Here is a 23,210-nt window from a genome sequence, read left to right as displayed (position 1 = left end):
ACTATGAAAGCCCTACTCCACATTACCCGTCAAGAAAATAAGGGGCCGTTTCTGGTTTTGCTGGCCTGTACCCTGATTGTATGCCTGTTTTTATTCAGTATTTTGTTTGCCATTTTTTCTAAAGGACTGGCCGTCGTTTCGTTTGATTTTATTACCCAATCTCCTACGAATGGCATGACCCAAGGGGGGATTTTGCCGGCGATCGTAGGTACGCTGTTATTGACACTGATTACGGCCGTATTGTCGTTACCCTTCGGCATTGCCTGCGCTATTTATTTGAACGAGTATGCTAAAAACAATCGGTTTACCCAACTCATTCGGGCGGCGATTCGTAATTTGGCAGGAGTGCCTTCGATTATATTCGGACTGTTTGGTCTGGCTTTATTTGTACAACTGTTTTAACTGGGAACCTCCTTACTTTCAGCGAGCTTAACGCTGGGTTTGCTATCGCTACCTTACCTGATTACTACCACCGAAGAAGCCCTCAAAACCGTCCCTCAATCCATGCGCGAAGGGGCGCTGGCGTTGGGTGCTACGCAATTTGAGACCATTCGCGACATTGTCCTGCCACAGGCGGTGCCCGGTATTGCAACGGGCGTAATTTTGAGTTTATCGCGGGCGGCGGGCGAAACGGCTCCGATTTTATTCACGGGTGTTGCTTTTTTTATTACCGACCTTCCCACCGATCTGAGCGGGGAATTTATGGCCTTGCCCTATCACTTATACATGCTTTCTACGCAGCACCAGTCCATTGAGGCCGTCAGGCCGCTGGCTTATGGCACTGCTTCTGTGTTGATTATTTTGGTGTTTTTACTGAACCTTACTGCCATTGTGATTCGGAATCGTTATCGTACAAAATAACTATGGAGACACTCATCACCACCAAAACTGCCATCCAAATCAGCGATTTGAACTTGTTTTTTGATACAAAGCAAGCCTTGAAAAATATCAATTTAGAGATTCCCGAGAAAAAAGTAACCGCCTTGATCGGGCCTTCTGGCTGCGGAAAATCTACCTTACTTCGCACCCTGAACCGGATGCATGACCTTACACCAGATGTCCGAATTACGGGAAAGGTAATGGTAGGTACTACCGATATTTTTGACCATCATACCAATGTACATTTGCTTCGCAAAAAAGTGGGGATGGTATTTCAAAAACCCAATCCGTTTCCGAAAAGTATTTACGAAAATATTGAATATGGCCTGAAAATCAACGGTTTCCCCAAGCACAAAATCAAAGATATTGTGGAAGAATCGCTTCGTAAAAGTTATTTGTTTGACGAAGTAAAAGACAAACTCAATGAGCCCGCCAACCGACTTTCGGGAGGACAGCAGCAACGGCTTTGCATTGCCCGTACCATTGCGATCAATCCCGAAATAATTCTCATGGATGAGCCTTGCTCGGCACTCGACCCCATCAGCACCGCAAAAATTGAGGAATTGATTTTGGAGTTGAAAAAGGATTATACGGTAGTCATCGTCACCCACAACATGCAACAGGCGCTGCGGGTATCTGAAAATACGGCTTTTATGTACCTTGGCGAATTGATAGAGTATGACGAAACCTCCGTTATTTTTCAAAATCCGGCGCAGGAACTGACCAAAAATTACATTGGCGGGCATTTTGGTTAACGTAGTTAATCAGGCTGCTGTACAAACTGCCTGTCGTACCAAACCATGGCGCTTTTTATATTTCGTTCAATCAGTTCCTTCATTTGTATTCCGTGATGATTGGCAAGGGCCGGTAAATAGCTGCGCTGCGGGTCTAAGTTAGGCATCGTATTAATGTCAAGTACGTAGATCTCGTCATTAGCTACTCGGATGTCAGTACGAGACATTCCTTTTATTTCAAGAAGTTTATGCAGTGCTAAAATTCCTTCGGTCATCGTATCATACATTGTTTCATCTAATTCAGGCTGAAAATCTTTATAGGTAAGTCCATAACTCTGACCTGCTACATAGATAGCTCTGCCGTCGTTTGGGATAATTTCCAAGGGTGGAAGGCATTGAGGGTTCAGTCCATTTTTTTCAGGAATCAGCGCAAGGGTAAACTCACGGCCTTCAATATAGGGCTGGATTATATAGTCTTCTAAGTTGTTTAATTGCTGATAAGGAATGCTGTCTTTCTTAAAAAACAGCATATTACGGTGCAGGCTACCGTAGCGATGTTTGGCAATAAAAGTCTCAGAAAGAGGCCAATCACCCAATTCATTTAATTGCAAAATAGGAGGGGAATTCAACCCTACCTGCTTACACATATCGGGCAAAAGGGCTTTGTCCATGGCCAAAAGTTGGGTTGAATAAGAGCTAGCGGTATGTTTAACTCCGTGCCAATCAAGCCAACGAACCACTTCTACCTGATCAGCTACACCGTACCCATAGCAAACGTTGAAAACAAGGTCGAACTGACGTAAAAAATCGGCGAACTCGGCAGTAAAACCAACGAAATGGGTCACAAAAGATTGGACATGTTCAGGGGTTGCCTGAATGAGTGAAGCAATGGTGGCGGCATTGATGTTTTCACGCCAAGGGGTAAAATCTGAGTCAGAATATAAATAAAGCAGTTTCATCGAAGAGAGATGGTTTTTGTCTGCGAAAGTAGCGTTTTGTCAAGCGGGGGATGTTAAGGTTTAGTCAACAAATCGTTATGTTTTACATCGAAAAATTTAATGGTAATTTATTGATTATAAACAAAATAAATGACTTTAGCCAGCCACAATAAAAGAACCGTCCCTATGGAAAAAACAATAGCGATTTTAGTGCCTACTGTTCAGATTTAGGAGGGGGTGGCTTGAAAAAATCTTAACATAAACATAATATTTAACTATTGTTTTGTCAAAAAAATAGCTATCTATTTGCAAATTTTTTTGACTCGTACATTTTCTTAAATTGTTCAAACCAAAATGAAATCAAAAATTAGAGCTCAAGCCGGCGAAATCGCCCAAAAAATTGCCGATGTGATTATAGACGAAACCACCTCGAAAAAAATAAAAAAAGCAGTCAGTAAGACTTCGGAAAAATTGGCGAAGAAAATCGAAAAAATTAAGCGCAAGGAGAAAAATGAGAAGCAAAAAGAAGCAAAAAAGACCGAAAAAGAGGTGCTGAAAGCTGCAAAAAAAGTAGCAGAAGCAAAAAAGTCAGTTAAACCCTCGAAAAAGGAAGCAAAAGTTGCCGCAACAGCTTAATACTTATATTTCATAGGTCAACAGCATAGATTTCCAGCCCATTGGGAAGGTATAATATAACCTACCCCAATTTTAAGGAGTATTAAGTAAATAGTACCAAGTATTGCGTTTGTCAAGTTATTGATAAACAAATAATTATACATTTTCTAAATACTCAATTACTTAATACTTAAGACAGGGTTTATAAATTTTGACTCATAAACCCTGTCTTAAAATAGTACATAAAATGAAAAAGCGTATCCAGCACTATTCCGATAGAAATTTTAATGTTATAGGATTAAGTAGATCAATTTACTGCTGCACGGGCAGCCCTGTACCAACCCTGAGAAGAAAGTGCGGAAAATTGACTAATCTGTCCAAATTAAGTGCTAAAGCACAACGGGACCGCCCGTGCGGTTAATCGTTATTTGTTAACCGTTTAAAATCAACGAATTATATCAAAGCAAGTACCCTAAAACTTTTGCTCTACTACTTAATAATACAATTCTGTCTTTGTAGCCCTTCATAAATTCGTAGTAGATAAAATGCTTCTACTCATCAAACAGCCCTCATCCTATTACCTTTGGCATCGTGGGTTACTTCCGCAAGCCCCAACTCTTCCATCAGTGGCGGAATATACATCCCAAACCTGCCTCGAAGGCCTTTTTTGACCCCGTACCAACCTCCGTTTGGATTGGATTCGGAACGCCCCCATGCTTCTACTGTTCCTTCTTTTGCCGTTTTTTGCTCGTCAGCACTGCCCAACTCCATCCAATCGCCGGGATTCTTGAGCATGGCATGCAAGTCTTCAAGAGAGCGATAATCGTACAATAAGGTGGTTTTACCCACCACACACACAATCACCTCTTTCCCGTCCTTTATATCTCTATACATTTCATACTCGGAAGTCAACGGGGGAGTTTTCAACTTCCAGGGGTTTTCTTTTGTTCCATTTTCCATGTTTTCAGTTTTTAGAATTTTGAATAGTTTCGGCTTCCTTTTTTAAATCGAGGGCAAATTGTTGAAAAGAGGAATCAAACGATGGGATGTACTTGGCATACAGAGGGAAAAGCGGACTGCCGATTTTTTCGGTCATAGAAAAAATGTGGGCATTTTCTCTATTTTTAGTGATAGTATAAACACGATTTCCCTGTCCATCGCCCCAAACCAGTTTTTTGTCAGGTTCTGCTTCTTTTACTTTCAACTTAAATACCCTTTTAGGGTCAAGGGTAGATTTGAGCTTGATTTTCCCGCCTAAAGTAATTGTCCCTTCTATGGAAATAATCGTAGAATTCCAACGGGGATAATCAGCTGCATTGGTTAACAGCATCCAAATAATCGTTGGGTCAGCGTGGATTTCAATACTGACCGAGGTTTCGCGACTGAACGTTTTCTTGATTGTGATGGCTTTGCCGTTTTGTTCTGAGGTTATCATACAGGTAAGAATTGCAATTGAATGTTTTGTTTTCTCTTTTGACGAATGAGCAAAACAAAACGATAGGCTAATCACCTTTTTTTTTCAAATATTTTTCCATTACTTGTCTATTATGCTCTAAATGATGCAGTTGCAATTCAGCGGCATTGGATTCAAAGGGGTCAATTCCCCGAAGTATCTGCATTCTTAAATCAAATAAATAGTCCTTATCAGCATTTTCAGCTACTCTTGCCATTTCAATTTTAACAAGCTCTTCCTGCGTATTTTGTTTGGGATTGAATATCCCGTTCAATTCGGTACATTGATGACAAACACCCTCTTTATTTATCAGGGCGCATCTACCTTCAAAAATGTGAATCATTTTTGATCTGCCGGTATGCAGATAATATTTTACAATTGCCTCAGTGATGGTGAGAATTAAGGCAATTTCACCTACCTTAAACTCATAGATTTCTTTGAGTAAGATACAAATTTGCTGCTCTAACGGAAGTGATTTTGCAATGCAGGTAAAGCAAAAAGCGATGTGCTCTTTAATTTCAAAATCGCCTTGAGGCGAAGTAGTACGGATATCGATTGCTTCCTGAAAGAACTGGCGATTAGACAGAACCTCTTCTCTGCAAATGTCCGTTACATTTTCGACCCATCGTTTTCGGACTCTTAGATTGTCTTTGGCAAGATTGGAAGCAATGGTAAACAGCCAGGTTTTCAAGCTTGATTCTCCTCTGAAGGTATCAAATTTTTCGGTAGCCTTTATAAAGGTATCCTGCACAATATCCTCTGTGTCAGCTACACTGGCCGTTATTCGCAAAATATAGGACTTCAATTGCCCTCTCGCCTGTTCAAATTCGTTAGCCAGTTGTTCCAATGTCATTTTTTATTATAATGTGTTTTGTCTGCCATGACCAAAGCTAAATTACCAACCTTGTCAAAGAGGAATTCTTTTACGGTATAATGTCAATTTTACTCTAATATACTGTTGCAATAAACCATTTTAGCTCTCCTTTCTTTCAGTTCTAACCGACAATTCAAATTGCCATTATAGAACCAATACATCCTTATTAGTTGGAATACATTTTAGAAATAATTGCAAAAGAGACCGTTCAACTTAACCCATATTGCTTTTGGCAACCTAAATCAAAGCTAAAAAATTGATGCCAACTATCCAAACTTCGGGCTTAAGTTCTGCTTTATCAACGGGAGGGTTCTGAGTTAGTTCAAGTGAAATCATTTTTCGAACCAGGCCATAAAATCAGCTTCGATTTCTATGTCATTTACTGAGTAAAAGTCAGGCTAAGATGGCGAAAAGTTTGCCCGGAGTAGTAGTTTATACCTATGTTTGCAGCGTGCAACCCACTCCAAAGAAGAAAATGAAACGAATTTTTAGCCACATTTTACTTATTTTAACAGTCACTGAATTTTCACTCGCTCAAGTCCCCACTCGAAAAAAAACCTTAGAGTTAGACACGCTTTATTTGAAGGAAGTTATTGTTTCGGCATCACGTACAGCTGAACCGCTCATGGAAACGCCCGTCACGGTAGAGCGAGTAACGAGGGCACAATTACAACGCCAACCTTCTTCCGAATTTATCTCGTCGCTGTCGCGGCTAAAAGGTGTAGATGTAAGTCAGTCGAGCTGGCTGATTACCAGTTTCAGTACGCGAGGCTTCAACAGTTCCAAAGCCGAGCGTGTGGTGCAATTGGCCGATTACGTCGACGTTACCTCTCCCACGGCTTCGTTGTATTACGGCAACTGGGTGGGCACTTCGGAACTGGATTTAGAAAGTGTGGATTTGGTTTTTGGGGCAAATTCCGCTTTATACGGTTCCAACGCCTTCAACGGGGTGTTATTAATGCATTCCAAAGATCCCTTTAAGTATCAGGGACTTTCAGCCTCCTTACGCGGTGGAAATCGGTCCATGATAGATGGGCAAATCCGGTATGCGAAAGTGCTCGGGAATCGTTTTTCCGTCAAATTCAACGCCAATTATTTTGAAGCCGACGAGTTTTTGTCCTCCAATAATTCCGCCATCAAACGCGTCACTTCGGGCGGTTTGGCAGGCTCCGACCCCCTCAACAACGCCGAAGGAAATCCCGCCGGTTGGAATGCCGTGAATCGCTACGGTGACTTGGGAAGTGCCGTTACGGCTCCTGCCCTTACGGCACTCAACAACAACCAAAGTTACCGCATTTATACCCAAGGATATACCGAGGCCGAAATAGCCAATTGGCCCGAATCGTCCGGCAATCCATTCAAATTGTTTAACAATGGCAACTATAAAGCAGGAAATTATCGCATCAACCCGTCGCTTCATTGGCAGGTAACTACCAAACTAAGAGCTGTTTATGAATATAAATTGGCGGTAAGCAACGGAATTTTTCAAAGTACCAGTCGCTATGCGCAACACGGCATGAAGTACGATGTGCATCGGTTCGAGCTCAAAACCGACAAATGGTTTTTGCGAGCTTACACGGTTTTTGACTACGGCGGAAAAGCCTACGATTTAAGTTCGCTCGCGAGCGGTTTGCTGAATGCACCCATGGCCGTCGGAACGCAGACCAACGGGACGCGTTACCCAACCTTTGCCCAAAACTACTACAGCGTTTGGAATCAAGCATTTACGGCGGCTCGTACCAATGGCTTAGCCGCAGGAACGGCATTGCCCAATGCGTATGCAGCCAACGGGAACGGTGGTGCGCCAACGTCGTATACCTTGCCACAGGCGATTGCGGGCAATCAAAGCATTGAGGCAGCACAGGCATTGGCTACGCAGTTGGCGACCGGCGGCCAATTGCCCATTGGCAGCCCGCTGTTCAATCAACTTCGTGAGCAGATTGTGAACGGCGTCGGGCTGATTGATGTCAACGGTACCAAGACGGTACGCGGTGCGGCTTTTGCCAACACAGCTCGTTTTTGGGACGTGAGCGGACAGCGAGAATGGAATATTGAAAAACTAAATATCATTGCCGGAGCATCTTACCGAACGCATCTTCTGCAATCGGCAGGAACGCTGTTTTCCGACGGCCCCAACTCTCCTATCTCACCCAATACCAACGACATACAACGCCGCGATCGCATCATAAATTGGGATGGCGGTGCGTATGGTCAAGTGTGGGGTATGGTAAAACCGCCTCAAACTCGCAGCAGCAGGACGGTTTGACCGATTCCGTAATTTTAGCAGCCGTTTTTCTCCCCGCGTCTCGGCCGTGCTAACCTTGGGTGATAATCGTCAACATAATTTTCGTTTGAATTACGCACAGGCTTTCCGTCAACCTGCGCAGTTGGATCAGTTTATTTACCTTGATTTTGGTACGCTCTTGGTGAAGGGAAATGTGGAAAATGGCTACCAAGGATTCAACGCCGTTTCCGCTTTGCCAAACGGACAGGCGAATCCAGATTTTTTAAAACCCATTACCCTTAAGAAAATCGCTCCCGAGCAAATGAATACGTGGGAAATTGGTTACAAAGGTCAGTTAATCAAAGGATTGTACGTGGACTTGAGTTATTACCGTTCACTCTACAACAATTTCATCGGAACACTCCGTTTCTACGGCCGCGAAGACGGCATTGCTCCAACGGGCGTACCGCTCCCTGCCGCTACGGGCGATTTTGACAAACCCACTACCGACCGCACCCGTGGGCGCTTGATACAAACGTGGGCCAATGCCGACCGACAGGTACAAACGCAGGGCTTCGTAGCAAGTGTCGAGTATTTTCAGAGTAAAAAACTGAATCTAAACGCCAATTATACGTGGTCACACATCAACGAGGCTGACGTTCCGGGCCTAATTTTAGGTTTCAATACTCCTACTCATAAGTTTAATGTTGGAGTAAACGGCGAACCCATTAAAAACCTAAGTTACGCCCTTAATTATCGTCACAACAGCGTCTATACCTACTTTATGCCCATTGATGAAGGCTATATCAATGCCTTCGGTGTAGTGGACGGACAGGTAAGCTATCGATTACCCAAAAGCAGTCTGCGTTTGGGAGGCACAAACTTAGTGAATGCCAACGCAGTACAGGTCTATGGTGCCGCCTCTATTGGCCGTGTGGTGTATGTGGGCTGGGTGTTTGAATAAGCCTCAAACGCCGTTTAGTAAAATAGTATTGCAATTTGCGGGAGCCCTGTTACTTTTAAAGTTACGGGGCTCTTTTTTTACTCTCTAAACCTTCTTCTCTGCCATGCAATCCGCCACCCAATTTCTCTCTGCCTGGGCTGCTCGCCATCCGCGACAAGCCATTCCTTTGATTGTTTTAGTGGAGATTGCCAACATCCTTATTGGCATAATGGTTGGAAGTGCTTTGTTAACTGGCTTTTCATCTTTGGCCTTAACCGGTTTGATAACAGGAATGATACTGCTCCGTCGAACCCTGAGTCGGTATGCCCAAGTTTGTGTGGAGGATATGATTTCTCATGCTCGCTTTCAATTTCAGAAACGAGTCTTTTTTGGCCTGTTTATCATCAATTTAATGACTTCTACCTTAGCAGGAAGCATTGTTGGACACGTTATAGAATATCCTGAAGCAACGACCAATCTATACGGCAGAATGACGACGGTCTATGAATCGTCATCGAATGGCAAGAAAATCTCGCTTCGCGAAAAAATGCCTCAGAAATACCTTAAACGTAACGCAGAAAACTCTGCCAACAAAGCATGGATGCGATTAGGATACGTTGGCTTATTTCTGTTAGGGATTGTATTGGCCTATTTTGGAACGGTGTTGGGTTGTTCTCTGATCTGTTCTGAAATGGCCTTTTTGGGTATAATGGTTTTGTTACTGAGTACGGGTGTACTTGCGGGTGGGTTTTACTTTCTGGGAAGAGGAATAGATAAAAATATGAAACCATTCCAAGAAATGACCCGAGACGAACGAAAACGGGAATCAAGGCGGTATTGGCGGACGTTATTGATGACGTTCATTGTTCTGTTAGTAATTATATTTAAAGGATAAGTGGTAAATTTGCACTTATGTTTGCTATTGTTGATATTGAAACCACCGGCGGCACCTACGCTACCAGCCGAATTACCGAAATCGCCATCGTCCGTCACGACGGGCAAAAGGTCATTGATTCCTACCAAACCCTTATCAATCCGCAGTGTTGGATACCGGGATTTATTACTCAATTAACGGGCATTGACAATAAGATGGTCAAAGACGCCCCTACCTTTGAAGAAATCTCTCGCGAGGTCTACCGAATGACCCACAATGCCGCCTTTGTGGCTCATAATGTCACCTTCGACTACGGTTTTGTAAAACGGGAGTTTGGTCGCCTCGACGAATATTTCGACCGCGATACGCTTTGCACCGTACGCCTGAGTCGCAAGATTTTTCCAGGTTATAAGTCCTACAGTCTCGGAAATATTTGTCGTGATCTGCAAATCCAACATACCAATCACCACCGCGCCATGGGCGATGCCGCCGCTACGGTTCGTCTGTTTGAACTTCTTCTTGAAAACGACCACAAAGGAATTTTGAAAGACTGGGTTCGATAAAAATTTTCTTTACACTCTCCCATTTTCACTCTACACTTTACCAAAAAGGTGAACTTTATTTTTGGCCGTTCAGTTATGTGAGTGATTGCTCACTTTTTATATGACCGAGAAACAGGAACTGATCTTAGAAACTGCCTTACGGCTCTTTGCCAAATACGGCTTTGACACCACCCCAACGAGCCAAATCGCTAAAGAAGCAGGCGTATCGGAAGGGCTGATTTTTCGCCATTTCACCAACAAAGACGGCCTCATGGATGCGATTTTGGCACTCAGCGATGAGCGCATGAGTACGCATGTCAGCAGAATTGTTGAATTAACCGACCCATTAGCCCAAGTTCACGCTACAATTGAGTTACCTGCCAAGCTGTTCAGTGAAGAGAGAGAGTTTTGGATGTTACAGTTTTCATTAAAATGGCAGAAAAAATATAAAAATCAGCCCTACCAAGCAAGTACACATCAGCTTGAACTGACACAACTCATCACGAATGCGTTCCAAAAATTAGGTTATCCCGAACCGGAAAAAGAAGTTTTATTCTTAATCATGTTACTGGACGGATTGAGCAGCCAATTGATGCGGCAACCTTCTGACGAATTCATCCAAACGATACTTGCCTTTATAAAGTCAAAATACCGATAAGCCATTTAACAAATCAACCCATGTTCCGCAAATTTAGAAAAACAATGCTGTACCTTCTTATTACCATTGCCGTCCTTGCTTTGGGCATTTATGTCTTTATGCAAACCCCTCCTTTTGGACAGAACCCCGAAGGCGCACGTCTTGAACGCACCCAAAAATCGCCCAACTACAAAGAGGTAGCTTTTCGAAATCAGCACTTTACGCCCGATTTGGCCGAAGGGGTCACCTATTGGAAAATCTTAATGGCATATACTTCTCGGGTCGAAAACAAAGAACCGAGTAAGCCTCTTCCCTCTGTAAAAACTGATTTGAAAAACATTCAGTCTGACAAACCTGTGGTGGTTTGGTTTGGGCATTCTTCTTACTTTATGCGCATTGAAGGAAAAAATATATTGGTGGATCCTGTTTTCAGCGGACATGCTTCGCCCGTAACTTTCTTCGGGGCCAATTATCCGGGAAGCAATATCTATTCCGTAGAAGATTTTCCTGAGTTAGACGTACTTATCATTACCCACGACCACTACGACCACTTGGATTATGAAACGGTCAAAAAACTGCAACCGAAAGTCAAAAAAGTAATTACTTCGTTAGGAGTAGGTTCTCATTTAGTACATTGGGGATATACGGAGAATCAAATTGCCGAATTGGATTGGTCGGAAAAAACCTCCGTAGACAGTTTAGAATTTACGGCAGCTCCCGCCCGTCACTTTTCGGGAAGAGGTTTCAAGAGAGGGCAAACCATTTGGTCATCGTTTGTTCTAAAAACACCTCACCATAGCGTTTATATAGGAGGTGATTCAGGCTACGATACTCATTTTAAAGAAATTGGCGAAAAATACGGCCCGTTTGATTTAGCCATTTTGGAATGCGGACAGTACAATGAATTTTGGAAGTACATTCACATGATGCCCGAAGAAACCGCTCAAGTGGCAGTTGAACTGAAAGCTAAACTCCTGCTGCCGGTGCATTGGGCTAAATTTACGTTAGGTTTACACCCTTGGACTGAACCCATTGAGCGAATCGTGAAGAAATCAAAAGAATTGAATCAAGCTATTACAACCCCGATGATTGGAGAAAAAGTTGAAGTCGGGGGCACTGTTCCAGTAAAAGAATGGTGGAAATAGAAAAAGATAAAACTTTGTCAAAGAAACCCATAAGGTTTAGACCTGCTATCCAGTCTTGCAAACCTTATAGGTTTTATAGTCTAAATCTTTGACAAAGTTCTTTAAAATGCCGGAGTAAGGTTCAGGGCTTCGACTTTTTTGATTTCAGGAACAGATTTCAAAATAGCTTCTTCCAACCCTGCCTTAAAAGTCATCGACGACATAGGGCATGAACTGCAAGACCCCAAAAGTTCGAGTATTACTGTCATATCATCCGTTATCTCTTTGACCATCACATTGCCACCGTCGGCTTCCAAATACGGACGGATACCGTTGAGAGCCTTATCAACGCGTGTTTTAAGTGATTCTTCGATGAAGCTTTCCATTTTATAGATGAAATAATACGCTAAGTTGCTAATTTATAAGTTTACAGTTAATAGTTGGCAGTTTACAGTCCACAATTATTAATAACATTGACTATTGACTATCGTCCGTGGACTAACCACTACACTCTAATCTCCACTTGTTTGGTCTTGGCCAAAGTTGCATTACGAATTGCTACCTGTTGTGCCAGATTTTCGGCAGCTTCCTGAAAAGCTTCCTTGGTAATGAGATCGTCGCTCAAATATGCCGGGCGACCTTCATCTCCTCCTTCACGAATACCCTGTACCAAGGGAATGTGTCCTAATACGGGAACGTCAAACTTGTCGGCCAATTGCTGTCCACCGTCTTTTCCAAACAAATAATACTTGTTATTAGGCAATTCGGCAGGAGTAAAATACGACATATTTTCCACAATTCCCAATACCGGAACATTAATTTGCGGTTGCCGAAACATAGCTAACCCTTTGATAGCATCAGCCAAAGCTACTTTTTGAGGTGTAGTTACAATCACCGCTCCCGTTACAGGCAGTGCCTGCACAAGAGTGAGGTGAATATCGCTGGTACCGGGCGGCAAATCAATCAGCAAATAATCTAATTCGCCCCATTCTACATCACCGATCAACTGACGCAAAGCCGTACTTGCCATCGGTCCGCGCCAAACTGTGGCGCTGTCGGCAGGTACCAAAAATCCCATCGAAATCAATTTAATGCCCCACTGCTGAACCGGAACCATCATATTTTTTCCATCTCGCGAAACAATGCGTGGTTGCATATCCTCCGCTCCAAACATCACCGGCATGGAAGGGCCGTAAATATCCGCATCTAAGATTCCTACTTTTGCTCCCGAACGATACAACGCCATGGCCAAATTGGCCGTAACGGTTGACTTCCCTACTCCCCCTTTTCCCGAAGCTACCGCAATGATATTTTTCACCTGAGGTACTACGGGACCACCTGTACGACTGGTGGTTACATCAGAAGTCAGGTTAATATTTACCCGAATATGAGTACCGAAAAATGTATGAATGGCATTGGTACAATCCTTGCGAATAAGTTCTTTGAGGGGGCAGGCAGGAGTGGTCAAAACGACCGTAAAACTCACTGAATCAAGCCCCGTTTCTACATCCCGTATCATTCCGAGAGTAACGAGATCTTTCTTCAAATCTGGTTCCTGAACTGTACTGAGTGCTTGGAGAATCTTTTCTTTGTTTATGGTTAAGTCGCCCATGGGAAAGGTAAATCGTTATAACAGTAACTTGTACTATTTTTTATATTTAGTTTAATTAGAACCCCAAAATTAGAAGGAAAGTTTGCTAAAATGCCATTTGTCCATTGAAAAGACCGGCTCCTTTCGAAAATAAAAAGGTCGGTATTGCTACCAACCACATTTTCTGACTGCTTACTAACCGAACGGCATTAGCTTATTTCAATTCAAATTTTATACCTAAAAACAAATCATTCGGCGTTTCAAACTCAATATTATTATACGAATTTGCATTGTTGTATTCGTATTCTACCCCAATATACACCCCCTGCCATTTTTCAAATGAAATCCACCCCGAAACTTGAAATACCATTTGTCTTTATAGGGAATACGACCCGACTAATTCCGGTGGATGAAAATAAGGAACCTTTGATGAATCTGAATTCTTTGGCAGTAAATTCATAACCCAATACTAAATCAGTCAAAACCCTACTAATCAACGAAATACGCTTATATATTTATTATCGTAGGCTGTATATTGGGGGCCGATACTGATGTATTCTTCGCCTGTCACCGAACCCACTTCGGCACCCAGCTGGAAATTTTTTAATCCATAAATAACCTCCGTATACATGATGAGGTCTTTCATATTTCTGCTTCCGCTTCCCCAGTGCGTATTGGCATCTGCAAAAAACCGGGCATTTAGCAGTCTGTCTTTTTTCAAATATCGGTGATAATCAAACATCGCTTCATTTTTAACGACAGGGTCTGTGGGGACTACAATAGTAAAAGGATAGATTTCCAATTCTGTTTCAAGGTGCCCTTTATCAAGGTGATGAGTTTTGTCAGAAGGCTCTTTCCCGATTAATTCGTGCCATTCTATTTTTTTTAAGGTAGTGTCAGAAGGATGATTTTGACAGAGGGAAATCTTGGGCAGTATCAATGCAACCAAGATATGAAGTGATTTTAGAACTGTCTCCACCTTACAGGTTCGTTAAGAGTGAACATAGTAAAGGTGTATCTATTTTTTAAAGGGAATTATTTTTCGGTGATTGGGGGGAGGATTCCGCTTTTACATCGGGTGACTCAAAACCAATTACAAACACCAAAAACGCCAGCAGTAATACATGGATAACAGGCAACAGGCTTACTTTAAAAGCAAAACTATAATTTTGACGGTAAAAGGCAACCCAGGAAATAATTTGGCATCCGACAATCACAACGGGCAAGGCAATCATTGTCCAAAAAATACGCCATAAATTTTGATTTTCACCGGCATCAAAAATCATAGGAGACATTATCGCCGCTAAAATTACCGGGATTAGTGCTAAAAGCAGAATAACGTTGAGGACAATAGTTGCTATTTTCATCTTTTTGTTGGATAAAGGTTTAGAAATTCAAAGGTAAAGTATTAAACCGGAAAAGTATAAGCTTTAAGAAACGCGTCCAAAAAATAAAAATCAGCGCTCTATTTGCCCATAAATGTTCCATATCGTCAAAAAAACAATAAAGTGTCATAAATGGCAAACAAAGTCGTAGCATTCAAAAGGAAATAGGCAGTAATTTTGCGGTCACAAACAATCCCATGATTCTGATTGCGAAAACTTTTGGAATTATTTAGCATTTTCCATTTTATTATGTCTGACTTTGCCGTAATTTTTGATATGGATGGCGTCATTGCCGATACCAATCCCACTCATAACATCGCTTGGCGAAAATTCCTGGATCGCTACGCCATTATTCCCACCGAAGAAGAACTCCAGAATCACATGTATGGGAAGCACAATAGCTATATTCTGAGTTACTTTTTCAAAAGAGACGTTATTACTGACGAACTTGCTCAATTGCAGTTTGAAAAAGAAGCTTTGTTTCGAGAATTGTATGCCTCCATTGCACAGCCCATCCCAGGACTTTTGGCTTTTTTAGCAGATTTAAAACAAAACGGAGTAAAAACGGGTATCGCCACTTCCGCCCCCGTTGAAAATTTAGTCATGATGGTAGAACAGATACCTGTTTTGGGAGAGGCGATGGAATCAATGTTGTCGGAGCAGGACGTAACGCAACACAAACCCAATCCTGAAGTCTATCTCAAAAGTGCAGAACGATTAGGCGTTGCGCCCTCCCAATGCGTAGTTTTTGAAGATTCGGTCTCAGGAGTAAAAGCTGGATTGGCCGCAGGTATGAAAGTAGTCGGAGTTACTACGTCGCATATTGCCGATGAGCTGCCGCCGTGCAGTGCTTACATCAACGATTACCTTGAAATGAACTATGAGTTTATAGAAAATTTACTCAATCAACCCATCATAACTCATTAATACTGAATTATGTACATTGAACATATTGCTCTTTGGTGCCGCAATTTGGAACAAATGAGGGGATTTTACGAAACTTATTTTGGAGCCAAAGCCAATGAGAAGTACGTAAATACCAAAAAACAATTTGAGTCTTATTTTTTAACTTTTAAAGAAGGCCCTCGACTGGAATTGATGCAAATGGTTGGAATCCCTGACCATCAAAATGACATTTATGAGCAGTTTACAGGCTTGATTCATTTTGCCGTTTCAGTAGGAAGCGAAGTTAATGTCAATCAATTGACGGAACGCCTTCGTACCGATGGATATGAAGTAGTAGGCGAACCTCGTTGGACGGGCGACGGCTACTACGAAAGTGTTGTATTTGACCCAGAGCAGAATCGAATTGAGTTAACCATTTAATAATGACAACACACTTAAAAACATATTTTACCCACAGCCGGAGCTTGGCCATAGGAGCCATTTTTGCTTCGGTCGGTTTTTTGTTTGGAAACTGGGTAACGTGGATTCCCTACGTAAAACAGAAATTTAATTTAGACGATGCCCAATTAGGATTGTTATTGCTCAGTTTACCGCTTGCCTCTACGCTTACCAATCCTTTTTCTACCGTCATTATCAATCGTTTCGGAATGCGGGCTACCGCTATCTGGGGATTAATCGCGATGGCACTCGCCTATTCTTTGCCTGTCAATGTACCCTATTTATGGATGACTTCGGCGGCATTGGGACTAATGGGAATCGGAATCGCCTTCACCAACGTAGCCATGAATACCTGCGTGACGAGCATTGAGCGGCAGGATGGCATTTTCATCATGTCTACTTCCCACGGAATGTTCAGCGGAGGAGGCATGTTAGGCTCGGCGTTAGCCAGTATTTTAATGGGTTTTAAAGTTCCTCCGGCTATCCATGTAGCTGCGGTTTCAGTCACCATTGTAGCATTGGTTTTATTGGTGCGTCCCATCATCATGGGGATTCACGAAGAGAAACGTCAAAGCGAAGGAGGGGCAAAATTTGCGTGGCCCAATCGAGTTTTAATGGGTATGATTGCCATTTCACTTTGTACCAACATCACCGAAGGCACCATGTCCGATTGGACGGCTGTTTACATGCGTGACGTTGTCAAATCCAACGATTTTTTCATCGGTTGGGGCTTTGCCTGCTATGCCTTTTTTATGGCTTCGGGGCGTTTTGTCGGCGATGCCCTCATACCCCAATACGGCAGTCGAAAAGTATTGGTTACGGGAGGAATATTAGCCGCGTTCGGTATTTTATTAGCTGTATTGATTCCACATACCACTACCGCCATTTTAGGTTTTGGTTTAGTTGGCGCAGGTGTTTCGTGCGGAGCGCCCATCTTATACGGGAGCGCGGCGCGAGTTCCGGGTATGGCCAAAGGAGCAGGATTGGCGACGATGAATACGTTCAGTCTGGCAGGATTTTTGGCAGGACCAGCGTTGATTGGCCTCATTTCCAATGCTTACAGCCTCTCTTTTGCCATTGGATTGGTCGCAGTTTTAGCGCTGATTTGGGCTTTCTTATCGAATCGGGCGCATTTGTACTGAAAATCTAAAGCCAATGGGTTTGATATAACTGCCGTCTTTCCCTACTTTTGACCAATTAATTATCAAATTGGCACTTGTTAGATTCCCACAATATTCGTTTTACCCTTCCCATTTGGCGTGTTTTGTACGATGTCCTTCCTACATCGGCCACTCAGAATATTGTAGTTCTCGAACTGCGCGACAAAACCAACGTAGAATGGTGCGCTCTTCATGTCGAAACGGGTGAAATTAGTTGGCAACACGCATTTATCGAAACAGATTGGTGGACCGGACTAATTGGTTTTTACGCAGGGAAACTATTATTACATGCGTATACAGGTAGTGAGCAGCCCGCCCCCAAACAACTTTTAGTCGTCGATGCATTGTCGGGTAACATGAGTTGGACGTTGGCAGGATGTAAGTTTGAGGGGACTGACGGACTAACGATTCAAACATCCCGAGCTAATCCCGAACAGCCTCTTATTTTAGAACATTGGTCAATAGCCAACGGAAATCCTGCGGGGGCTTCTTTTTTACAGCCGATTCAGGAATCTACTTTTTGGAAATTCCCCATAAGTCACGAAGAGTCAAGTCCATATTATTCGGTAATAAGGCAATTTATCCAAAAAATAACGAATAAAATTCCTCAAAAAGCGATAAATTATGGCGAAATCGCTGGACATCTATTGTTTTTTAATTATCTTTACCCCGCTAACGCTATTACTTTATCCCGCTCTATCTTGGTAGTAAATTCAACGAAGACAGTACTATTGAACGAACCAATTGATTCGGACAAGGATAGTGCTGTCTTTGATGAATGTTTTTATAGTGAACACCATATTATTTATTTAAAAAAATTGGACGAATTAGTCGTAATAAAATTACCAAGACCATGATAACGCGAGCCGGATTTTGCCTCGTAATAGCAGCGATTTTGTGGGGAACCTCCGCATTTGCTACTCCTTTTGTTGTTGATTCTACGGGTACTGAAAGTAAGAACGGTAAAACCTACGTACTTCACCGCGTAGAGGCGGGACAGACACTGTACGCCGTAATGCGCAAATACAAGACTACCATTAAAGCGCTTAAAGATGCCAACCCCGGCATGAAAGACAATTTATCGGTAGGACAAACGGTACGTGTGCTTACCGAAAGTCGTGCCGTACCTGCCAAAGCACCTGCGAACGTAGCCGCTAAAGAACCTGAAAAAAAGCCAGATAACACCAAATTGGTGCTTGATTATGAGATTCAACCCAAGGCGAATCCCCCTGTCAAAGTAGAAGAAGAAAAAGTCGAAAATGTAAAGGTTGAGGAGAAAAAAGAGGTTGAAAATCCTCCTGCGAAAGACCCAGAAACGGATAAGGTCGAAGCAAAACCAAGTACCGTTCTGGCCAAAATGGGGATTCATCGCGTAGAAGGCGGACAATCACTCTACGGTATTGCTGTCAAACACGGAGTATTGATGGCTGATATTCGCCGATGGAACGGCCTCACTTCCGACCAACTACGCTCAGGGCAGGAACTGATTGTCTCTGAGCATACCTATCAGGACTATTTAAAAAAGAACAAACTTGACTCTGCTAAATTGACGGAAGTCCGAAAAGCAAACCCCGAGAAAATGCCCCCTCCACCTCATGCCGAAGATTTAACAAATGCCGATTTACCAGAGCCCAAAATTGCCAATACTGGTAAACGAATTTTAGAAACGGGAGTTGCTGAAGTATTGGACGGAACGGATATTAATAACAAATTCCTTGCCCTTCACCGTACGGCTCCCGTTGGTTCTTTGATTCAAGTCAAAAATGTAAACAATAGCCAAAGTATTTGGGTAAAAGTGATTGGTAAGCTACCAGACATCAGCGCCAATAATCGAATCATCATCAAACTCTCGGCACGAGCTCAGGAAAAATTATCTCCAGGCGGTCGTCAGTTTATTGCTGAAATCAGCTATTTGTCACAATAATCATTCAGAAGAATTAATCTTCATCTACATAAAAAGTAATTGTGTCGTTTTGACCTGAGAAAATAGGTTTTCTCAGGTCATTTTTTTTATTTTTGCTCAAACATAATCTTCTCTCCTAACCTAATGAATGTATGAAAAAAACACTTTTATCGGCTTTACTCTTTTCATTTGCTTTGATAACCGTAGGCTTTGCCCAAAAGAAAAAAGCAAAAGAAGTTTCAGCATCGGCACCTCCCTCAGCCAAAACCGTTGATTCTAAACTATTCAATGCCCTTCGCTACCGCAACATCGGCCCCTCCGTGGGTGGGCGCTCATTGGCTGCTACAGGCGTAGCAGGTCAACCCTTGGTCTACTACTTCGGTGCCACAGGCGGGGGCGTTTGGAAAAGCGTCAACGGAGGCAATGATTGGTTCCCCATTTCCGATAGCACCTTCAAATCAAGTTCAGTTGGGGCAATTACCGTGGCCAGTTCCGACCCCAACGTGGTCTATGTGGGCATGGGAGAAACCGACATCCGTGGCAACATCACTTATGGTGACGGAATCTACAAGTCCACCGATGCGGGCAAATCATGGAAACACATTGGTCTTAAAGAAACCATTTCCATTGCACATATTGCCGTGCATCCCCAAAACCCCGAAGTACTCTTTGTAGCCGCCCTTGGCAATCACTGGGGTCCCAATAAAGAACGGGGCGTGTATCGCTCCAAAGACGGTGGAAAAACGTGGCAGCAGGTGCTCGCTAAAAACGACAGCACGGGAGCCGTGGATGTAGTATTTGACCCCACTAATTCCAACATCCTTTATGCAGCTCTATGGCAATCGTTTCGTAACCACCACATGATGAGCAGCGGTGGCCCTGGATCGGGTCTGTACAAGTCCACCGATGGCGGCGACAGTTGGCAACTCATTTCTCAGAACCCGGGAATGCCCAAAGGGCTGTTGGGTAAAATTGGCATTGCTGTCGCTCCTACCAATGGCAACCGCCTTTGGGCAATGGTAGAAAATAAAGAAAAGGGAGGCTTATATACCTCTACCAACGGTGGCGAAACATGGGCTCACATTACCGACAACCCGAATCTCAAACAACGTCCGTGGTACTACATGAATTTGGCCGTGAGCCCTAAAGACGAAAATCAGTTGGTAATTTTGAACGTAAATGCCTTTAAAACCAAAGATGGCGGCAAAACTTTCCAACGCATCAACGTTCACCATGGTGACACTCACGATGTATGGATTAACCCCAACAATCCGGATAACTACATTATCGCTGACGACGGCGGTGCCGAAGTCACCTTCAATGACGGCGAAACTTTTACGGAATTAGACATCCCTACTTCACAGTTTTATCACGTATCGGTAGACAACGACTTTCCCTATAACCTCTACGGAGGACAGCAGGACAACTCCGCCAAGCGCATTGCCAGCCGCTCCGACGATGCTACCATTGGTATCCGCGATTGGTACCAAGTAGCCGGCGGAGAATCGGGCTACATTGTATCCGATCCTCTCGACCCCAAAGTAACTTTTGGAGGCAGCTACGACGGCCTCATCACCCGGCAAGACAAGCGTACCAACCAAGAGCAGGTCATTAACGTGTATCCTGAGTATTTTATGGGAGCACCAAGCAAAGACCGCACTTACCGCTTTCAGTGGACGTACCCGATTTTGTTTAGCCCACATGACCCTAAATTGCTGTTTTGTACGTCTCAGTACGTTCATAAAACCACTAACTACGGGCAGTCGTGGCAAACCATCAGCCCTGATTTGACCCGCCACGATCCCGCCACCATGGGCGAAACAGGAGGACCGATCAGCCTCGACCAAACAGGTGCCGAAACCTACGCAACGATTTTTGCCTTTGACGAATCTCCCGTTGAAAAAGGCGTGTATTGGGTAGGCTCCGACGATGGCTACGTACACGTAAGCCCCGACGCAGGCAAAAGCTGGAATAACGTCACCCTGCCCAAAACTCAATTGGGTGATTTTGCGCTTATCAGCATCATCGAGCCTTCGCAGTTTGACAAAGGAAAGGCGTACCTGACCGCTACCCGCTACAAACTCAATGACTTTAAACCGTATATCTTCAAAACCACCGACTACGGCAAGACATGGACTTCCATTACAAACGGTATTCCTGCCGACGAATGGACACGCGTCGTACGCGAAGACCCTAACAAGCGCGGCCTCCTGTACGCAGGTACTGAACGCGGGATGTATGTATCTTTCAATGATGGCGGAAATTGGGAAAAACTTCAACTCAATCTCCCCCTCACGCCCATTCATGACTTAGTGATTCACAAACGTGAAAAAGACTTAGTGGTTTCGACCCACGGACGTGCTTTCTGGATCATGGACGATGTAACGCCTCTCCATGAAATCATGGACAAGCAGGTAGCCGCCGATGCACAAGCGCACTTGTATAAGCCTCGCCACAGCTATCGTTTCCAAGGCGGTGGTCGTTTTGTGATTGACGAGTCTTTGAGCGATGGTGAAAATACCCCCAACGGCGTCTTGACGCGTTATTACTTCAAAGAAGCTCCCAAAGACGAAGTAAAGCTGATTTATTTTACGGCCACAGGCGACACCATCGTTAGTTATTCGAGCAAGAAAGACCTCAAAGGCGAGGATGTAAAAGACCCGAAGGATTTTTATGCTAACCCCAAAACCCGCGTGCCCAACGTGTTACAGGCCAAAGCAGGCATGAACGTGTTTTTGTGGAATATGCGTTACCCCAACGCCACCGAAGTAGATGGAACCAACGTGATGTGGAGCGGCAGTACCATTGGCCCCAAGGTTGTGCCGGGTAAGTACAAGGTACAGATGGTTATGGGAAAAACGCTCATCAAAGAACAAGAGTTTGATATCTTACAAGATCCTCGCGTGAAAGTACCGTTGGCTGACTTACAGGAACAGTTTGAGCTTTCGATGAAAATCAACAAAAAACTTTCTGACACGCACAAGGGCATCAACCAAATTCGCAAAGTGCGCAACGATGTCAACGCTTATTTGAAAGCCGTTAAGGACGAAAATTTGGCTAAGAAACTCAAAGAGCAGACCAAAGAATTAATGAAAACCTTAGACGAAGTTGAAAGTACGCTCATGCAACCCAAGTCAAAAGCCGGACAGGACGCTTTGAATTTTGCTATTCAACTTAACGACAAGTTAGCCGGTGTAAGCAGCACTGTTTCTTCGGCAGATACCAAACCGACCAAGCAAAGTTACGACGTATATAATGATCTCGCGGGCAAGATTGACAAGCAACTCGACCGCCTCAAAACGGCCATTGCCAAAGATGTACCCGCCTTCAACGAAGCCGTTCGCCAAGCCGACATCAAGGCCGTGAATGTGAACTAATTACCAGCGACGCCATCGCTTTGAGGCGGATGCCCAATCCGACGGCGTCGCTAAAAAATGCTTTTACACTCTTTTCTTTCAACGGTGTCAGTCTTTTATAAGATTGACACCGTTTTTTGTTTTTGAATTTGCCTCCATTCTGGTAGCTTTGTTAAAACAAAATCAAGGCAATGACTTCCAAAACTCAATTTATCACTGACAACAGCAGAAAGAAAATAGCGGTTATCTTACCGATTACAAGCTATGAAAAAATGATGGCCGACTTAGAGGAGTTGGAAGACATACGACTCTACGACAAAACAAAGCAGGAAGACAAAGGCTCGAGGGTTTCGTTTGACGACTATCTAAATAAGCGTAAGCTGAAAAATGCCTAAGTACACCGTTGTTTTGCCCCAGTTGGTCGTAGTTTGCAACTACGACCCCAAAATAAGCAAAGTGTTTGCAACACGGTGAGTGCCAAGCCAACCTCTTTTTATGCTTCCAACCAAGCAGTTTTATAGGGCAATTGCATGAAGTGGTAAGTTAGCCCGACCTTTGGGAAATGAATGTAGCTGAATTTTTCTTTGAGTTGGACGACCCTCGCCGGGACGGAAGCTGTTATCACGTCCTATCG

General features: G+C 43.5%; 26 protein-coding genes. 17 read left to right on the top strand and 9 right to left on the bottom strand.

Features of this window, described 5'->3' with window-relative positions; genetic code table 11:
* Positions 1-3 precede the first annotated feature (3 nt).
* Genes Q0081_RS06515 through pstB form a run of 3 tightly spaced genes read left to right on the top strand, consistent with a single transcriptional unit; the run spans position 4 to position 1,634 of the window.
* Complete coding sequence (locus tag Q0081_RS06515) at positions 4-402, top strand: PstA family ABC transporter permease (RefSeq protein WP_298350498.1); 399 nt, start codon at positions 4-6, stop codon at positions 400-402.
* On the top strand, positions 403-861 hold the full coding sequence (locus tag Q0081_RS06510; RefSeq protein WP_298350518.1) for a PstA family ABC transporter permease: 459 nt from the start codon (positions 403-405) through the stop codon (positions 859-861).
* 2 nt (positions 862-863) lie between these two features.
* Positions 864-1,634 (top strand): phosphate ABC transporter ATP-binding protein PstB, encoded by a 771-nt coding sequence (gene pstB / locus Q0081_RS06505; RefSeq protein ID WP_298350496.1) that lies wholly within the window; start codon positions 864-866, stop codon positions 1,632-1,634.
* Positions 1,635-1,639: 5 nt separating this feature from the next.
* Here pstB and Q0081_RS06500 read toward each other — a convergent pair whose 3' ends face one another.
* Entirely contained in the window at positions 1,640-2,572 is a 933-nt protein-coding gene (locus Q0081_RS06500; protein ID WP_298350494.1) for an ATP-grasp domain-containing protein, read from the bottom strand.
* Between the two features lie 333 nt (positions 2,573-2,905).
* Here Q0081_RS06500 and Q0081_RS06495 point away from each other — a divergent pair, with 333 nt between their 5' ends.
* On the top strand, positions 2,906-3,187 hold the full coding sequence (locus Q0081_RS06495; protein WP_298350492.1) for a hypothetical protein: 282 nt from the start codon (positions 2,906-2,908) through the stop codon (positions 3,185-3,187).
* 537 nt (positions 3,188-3,724) lie between these two features.
* Here Q0081_RS06495 and Q0081_RS06490 read toward each other — a convergent pair.
* The 3 genes from Q0081_RS06490 to Q0081_RS06480 form a co-directional block, all read right to left on the bottom strand.
* Positions 3,725-4,126, bottom strand: a complete 402-nt coding sequence (locus tag Q0081_RS06490) for a DUF6855 family protein (protein WP_298350491.1) — start codon at positions 4,124-4,126, stop codon at positions 3,725-3,727.
* 4 nt (positions 4,127-4,130) lie between these two features.
* A complete protein-coding gene (locus Q0081_RS06485) occupies positions 4,131-4,601 on the bottom strand; it encodes a hypothetical protein (protein ID WP_298350490.1) in 471 nt (156 codons plus the stop codon).
* Positions 4,602-4,668: 67 nt separating this feature from the next.
* The gene (locus tag Q0081_RS06480) at positions 4,669-5,472 is read right to left on the bottom strand and encodes an RNA polymerase sigma factor (RefSeq protein WP_298350488.1); all 804 of its coding nucleotides are present in this window, start codon (positions 5,470-5,472) and stop codon (positions 4,669-4,671) included.
* A 496-nt stretch (positions 5,473-5,968) separates the two neighbouring features.
* On the opposite strand from Q0081_RS06480, the gene Q0081_RS06475 reads away from it, so the two are divergent.
* The 6 genes from Q0081_RS06475 (at position 5,969) to Q0081_RS06450 (ending at position 11,858) form a co-directional block, all read left to right on the top strand.
* On the top strand, positions 5,969-7,759 hold the full coding sequence (locus Q0081_RS06475; RefSeq protein ID WP_298350486.1) for a TonB-dependent receptor: 1,791 nt from the start codon (positions 5,969-5,971) through the stop codon (positions 7,757-7,759).
* An 85-nt stretch (positions 7,760-7,844) separates the two neighbouring features.
* Positions 7,845-8,681, top strand: coding sequence for a hypothetical protein (locus tag Q0081_RS06470; protein ID WP_298350484.1), 837 nt, complete (start codon positions 7,845-7,847; stop codon positions 8,679-8,681).
* Between the two features lie 103 nt (positions 8,682-8,784).
* The gene (locus Q0081_RS06465; RefSeq protein ID WP_298350482.1) at positions 8,785-9,555 is read left to right on the top strand and encodes a hypothetical protein; all 771 of its coding nucleotides are present in this window, start codon (positions 8,785-8,787) and stop codon (positions 9,553-9,555) included.
* Positions 9,556-9,572: 17 nt separating this feature from the next.
* Positions 9,573-10,097, top strand: coding sequence for a PolC-type DNA polymerase III (locus Q0081_RS06460; RefSeq protein WP_298350481.1), 525 nt, complete (start codon positions 9,573-9,575; stop codon positions 10,095-10,097).
* 100 nt (positions 10,098-10,197) lie between these two features.
* Entirely contained in the window at positions 10,198-10,734 is a 537-nt protein-coding gene (locus tag Q0081_RS06455) for a TetR/AcrR family transcriptional regulator (protein ID WP_298350479.1), read from the top strand.
* A 44-nt stretch (positions 10,735-10,778) separates the two neighbouring features.
* Complete coding sequence (locus tag Q0081_RS06450; protein WP_298350477.1) at positions 10,779-11,858, top strand: MBL fold metallo-hydrolase; 1,080 nt, start codon at positions 10,779-10,781, stop codon at positions 11,856-11,858.
* Between the two features lie 101 nt (positions 11,859-11,959).
* Here the strand turns inward: Q0081_RS06450 and Q0081_RS06445 are convergent, their stop codons facing one another.
* The 5 genes from Q0081_RS06445 to Q0081_RS06425 form a co-directional block, all read right to left on the bottom strand.
* Positions 11,960-12,223, bottom strand: coding sequence for a NifU family protein (locus Q0081_RS06445; RefSeq protein WP_298350475.1), 264 nt, complete (start codon positions 12,221-12,223; stop codon positions 11,960-11,962).
* Positions 12,224-12,342: 119 nt separating this feature from the next.
* Positions 12,343-13,449, bottom strand: a complete 1,107-nt coding sequence (locus tag Q0081_RS06440; protein ID WP_298350473.1) for an Mrp/NBP35 family ATP-binding protein — start codon at positions 13,447-13,449, stop codon at positions 12,343-12,345.
* 193 nt (positions 13,450-13,642) lie between these two features.
* Positions 13,643-13,798, bottom strand: a complete 156-nt coding sequence (locus Q0081_RS06435; RefSeq protein ID WP_298350471.1) for a hypothetical protein — start codon at positions 13,796-13,798, stop codon at positions 13,643-13,645.
* Between the two features lie 123 nt (positions 13,799-13,921).
* Positions 13,922-14,407: a hypothetical protein gene (locus Q0081_RS06430; RefSeq protein WP_298350469.1), complete on the bottom strand. Its 486-nt coding sequence runs from the start codon at positions 14,405-14,407 to the stop codon at positions 13,922-13,924.
* 46 nt (positions 14,408-14,453) lie between these two features.
* Entirely contained in the window at positions 14,454-14,795 is a 342-nt protein-coding gene (locus Q0081_RS06425) for a hypothetical protein (protein WP_298350468.1), read from the bottom strand.
* 267 nt (positions 14,796-15,062) lie between these two features.
* Between Q0081_RS06425 and Q0081_RS06420 the strand changes: the two genes are divergently transcribed.
* From Q0081_RS06420 to Q0081_RS06390, 7 genes are all read left to right on the top strand, one after another.
* The gene (locus Q0081_RS06420) at positions 15,063-15,740 is read left to right on the top strand and encodes an HAD family phosphatase (protein WP_298350466.1); all 678 of its coding nucleotides are present in this window, start codon (positions 15,063-15,065) and stop codon (positions 15,738-15,740) included.
* 9 nt (positions 15,741-15,749) lie between these two features.
* Positions 15,750-16,139 carry a VOC family protein gene (locus Q0081_RS06415; RefSeq protein ID WP_298350464.1) on the top strand — a complete coding sequence of 130 codons (390 nt, stop codon included), beginning with the start codon at positions 15,750-15,752 and terminating at the stop codon, positions 16,137-16,139.
* Positions 16,140-16,141: 2 nt separating this feature from the next.
* On the top strand, positions 16,142-17,299 hold the full coding sequence (locus Q0081_RS06410) for an MFS transporter (protein ID WP_298350463.1): 1,158 nt from the start codon (positions 16,142-16,144) through the stop codon (positions 17,297-17,299).
* Between the two features lie 74 nt (positions 17,300-17,373).
* Positions 17,374-18,174, top strand: coding sequence for a DUF4905 domain-containing protein (locus tag Q0081_RS06405; RefSeq protein ID WP_298350461.1), 801 nt, complete (start codon positions 17,374-17,376; stop codon positions 18,172-18,174).
* Positions 18,171-19,241: a LysM peptidoglycan-binding domain-containing protein gene (locus tag Q0081_RS06400; RefSeq protein ID WP_298350459.1), complete on the top strand. Its 1,071-nt coding sequence runs from the start codon at positions 18,171-18,173 to the stop codon at positions 19,239-19,241. Before Q0081_RS06405 ends, Q0081_RS06400 begins: the two co-directional genes overlap by 4 nt.
* Positions 19,242-19,372: 131 nt before the next feature.
* A complete protein-coding gene (locus Q0081_RS06395; RefSeq protein ID WP_298350457.1) occupies positions 19,373-22,597 on the top strand; it encodes a VPS10 domain-containing protein in 3,225 nt (1,074 codons plus the stop codon).
* A gap of 170 nt (positions 22,598-22,767) precedes the next feature.
* Positions 22,768-22,971 carry a hypothetical protein gene (locus Q0081_RS06390; protein ID WP_298350455.1) on the top strand — a complete coding sequence of 68 codons (204 nt, stop codon included), beginning with the start codon at positions 22,768-22,770 and terminating at the stop codon, positions 22,969-22,971.
* The last annotated feature ends 239 nt before the right edge of the window (positions 22,972-23,210 follow it).

This window comes from Runella sp. (assembly GCF_027484545.1).
Taxonomy (GTDB): Bacteria; Bacteroidota; Bacteroidia; order Cytophagales; family Spirosomataceae; genus Runella.
The sequence above is the reverse complement of the archived record's forward strand: the minus strand, read 5'-3'. Positions and strand labels throughout refer to the sequence as shown.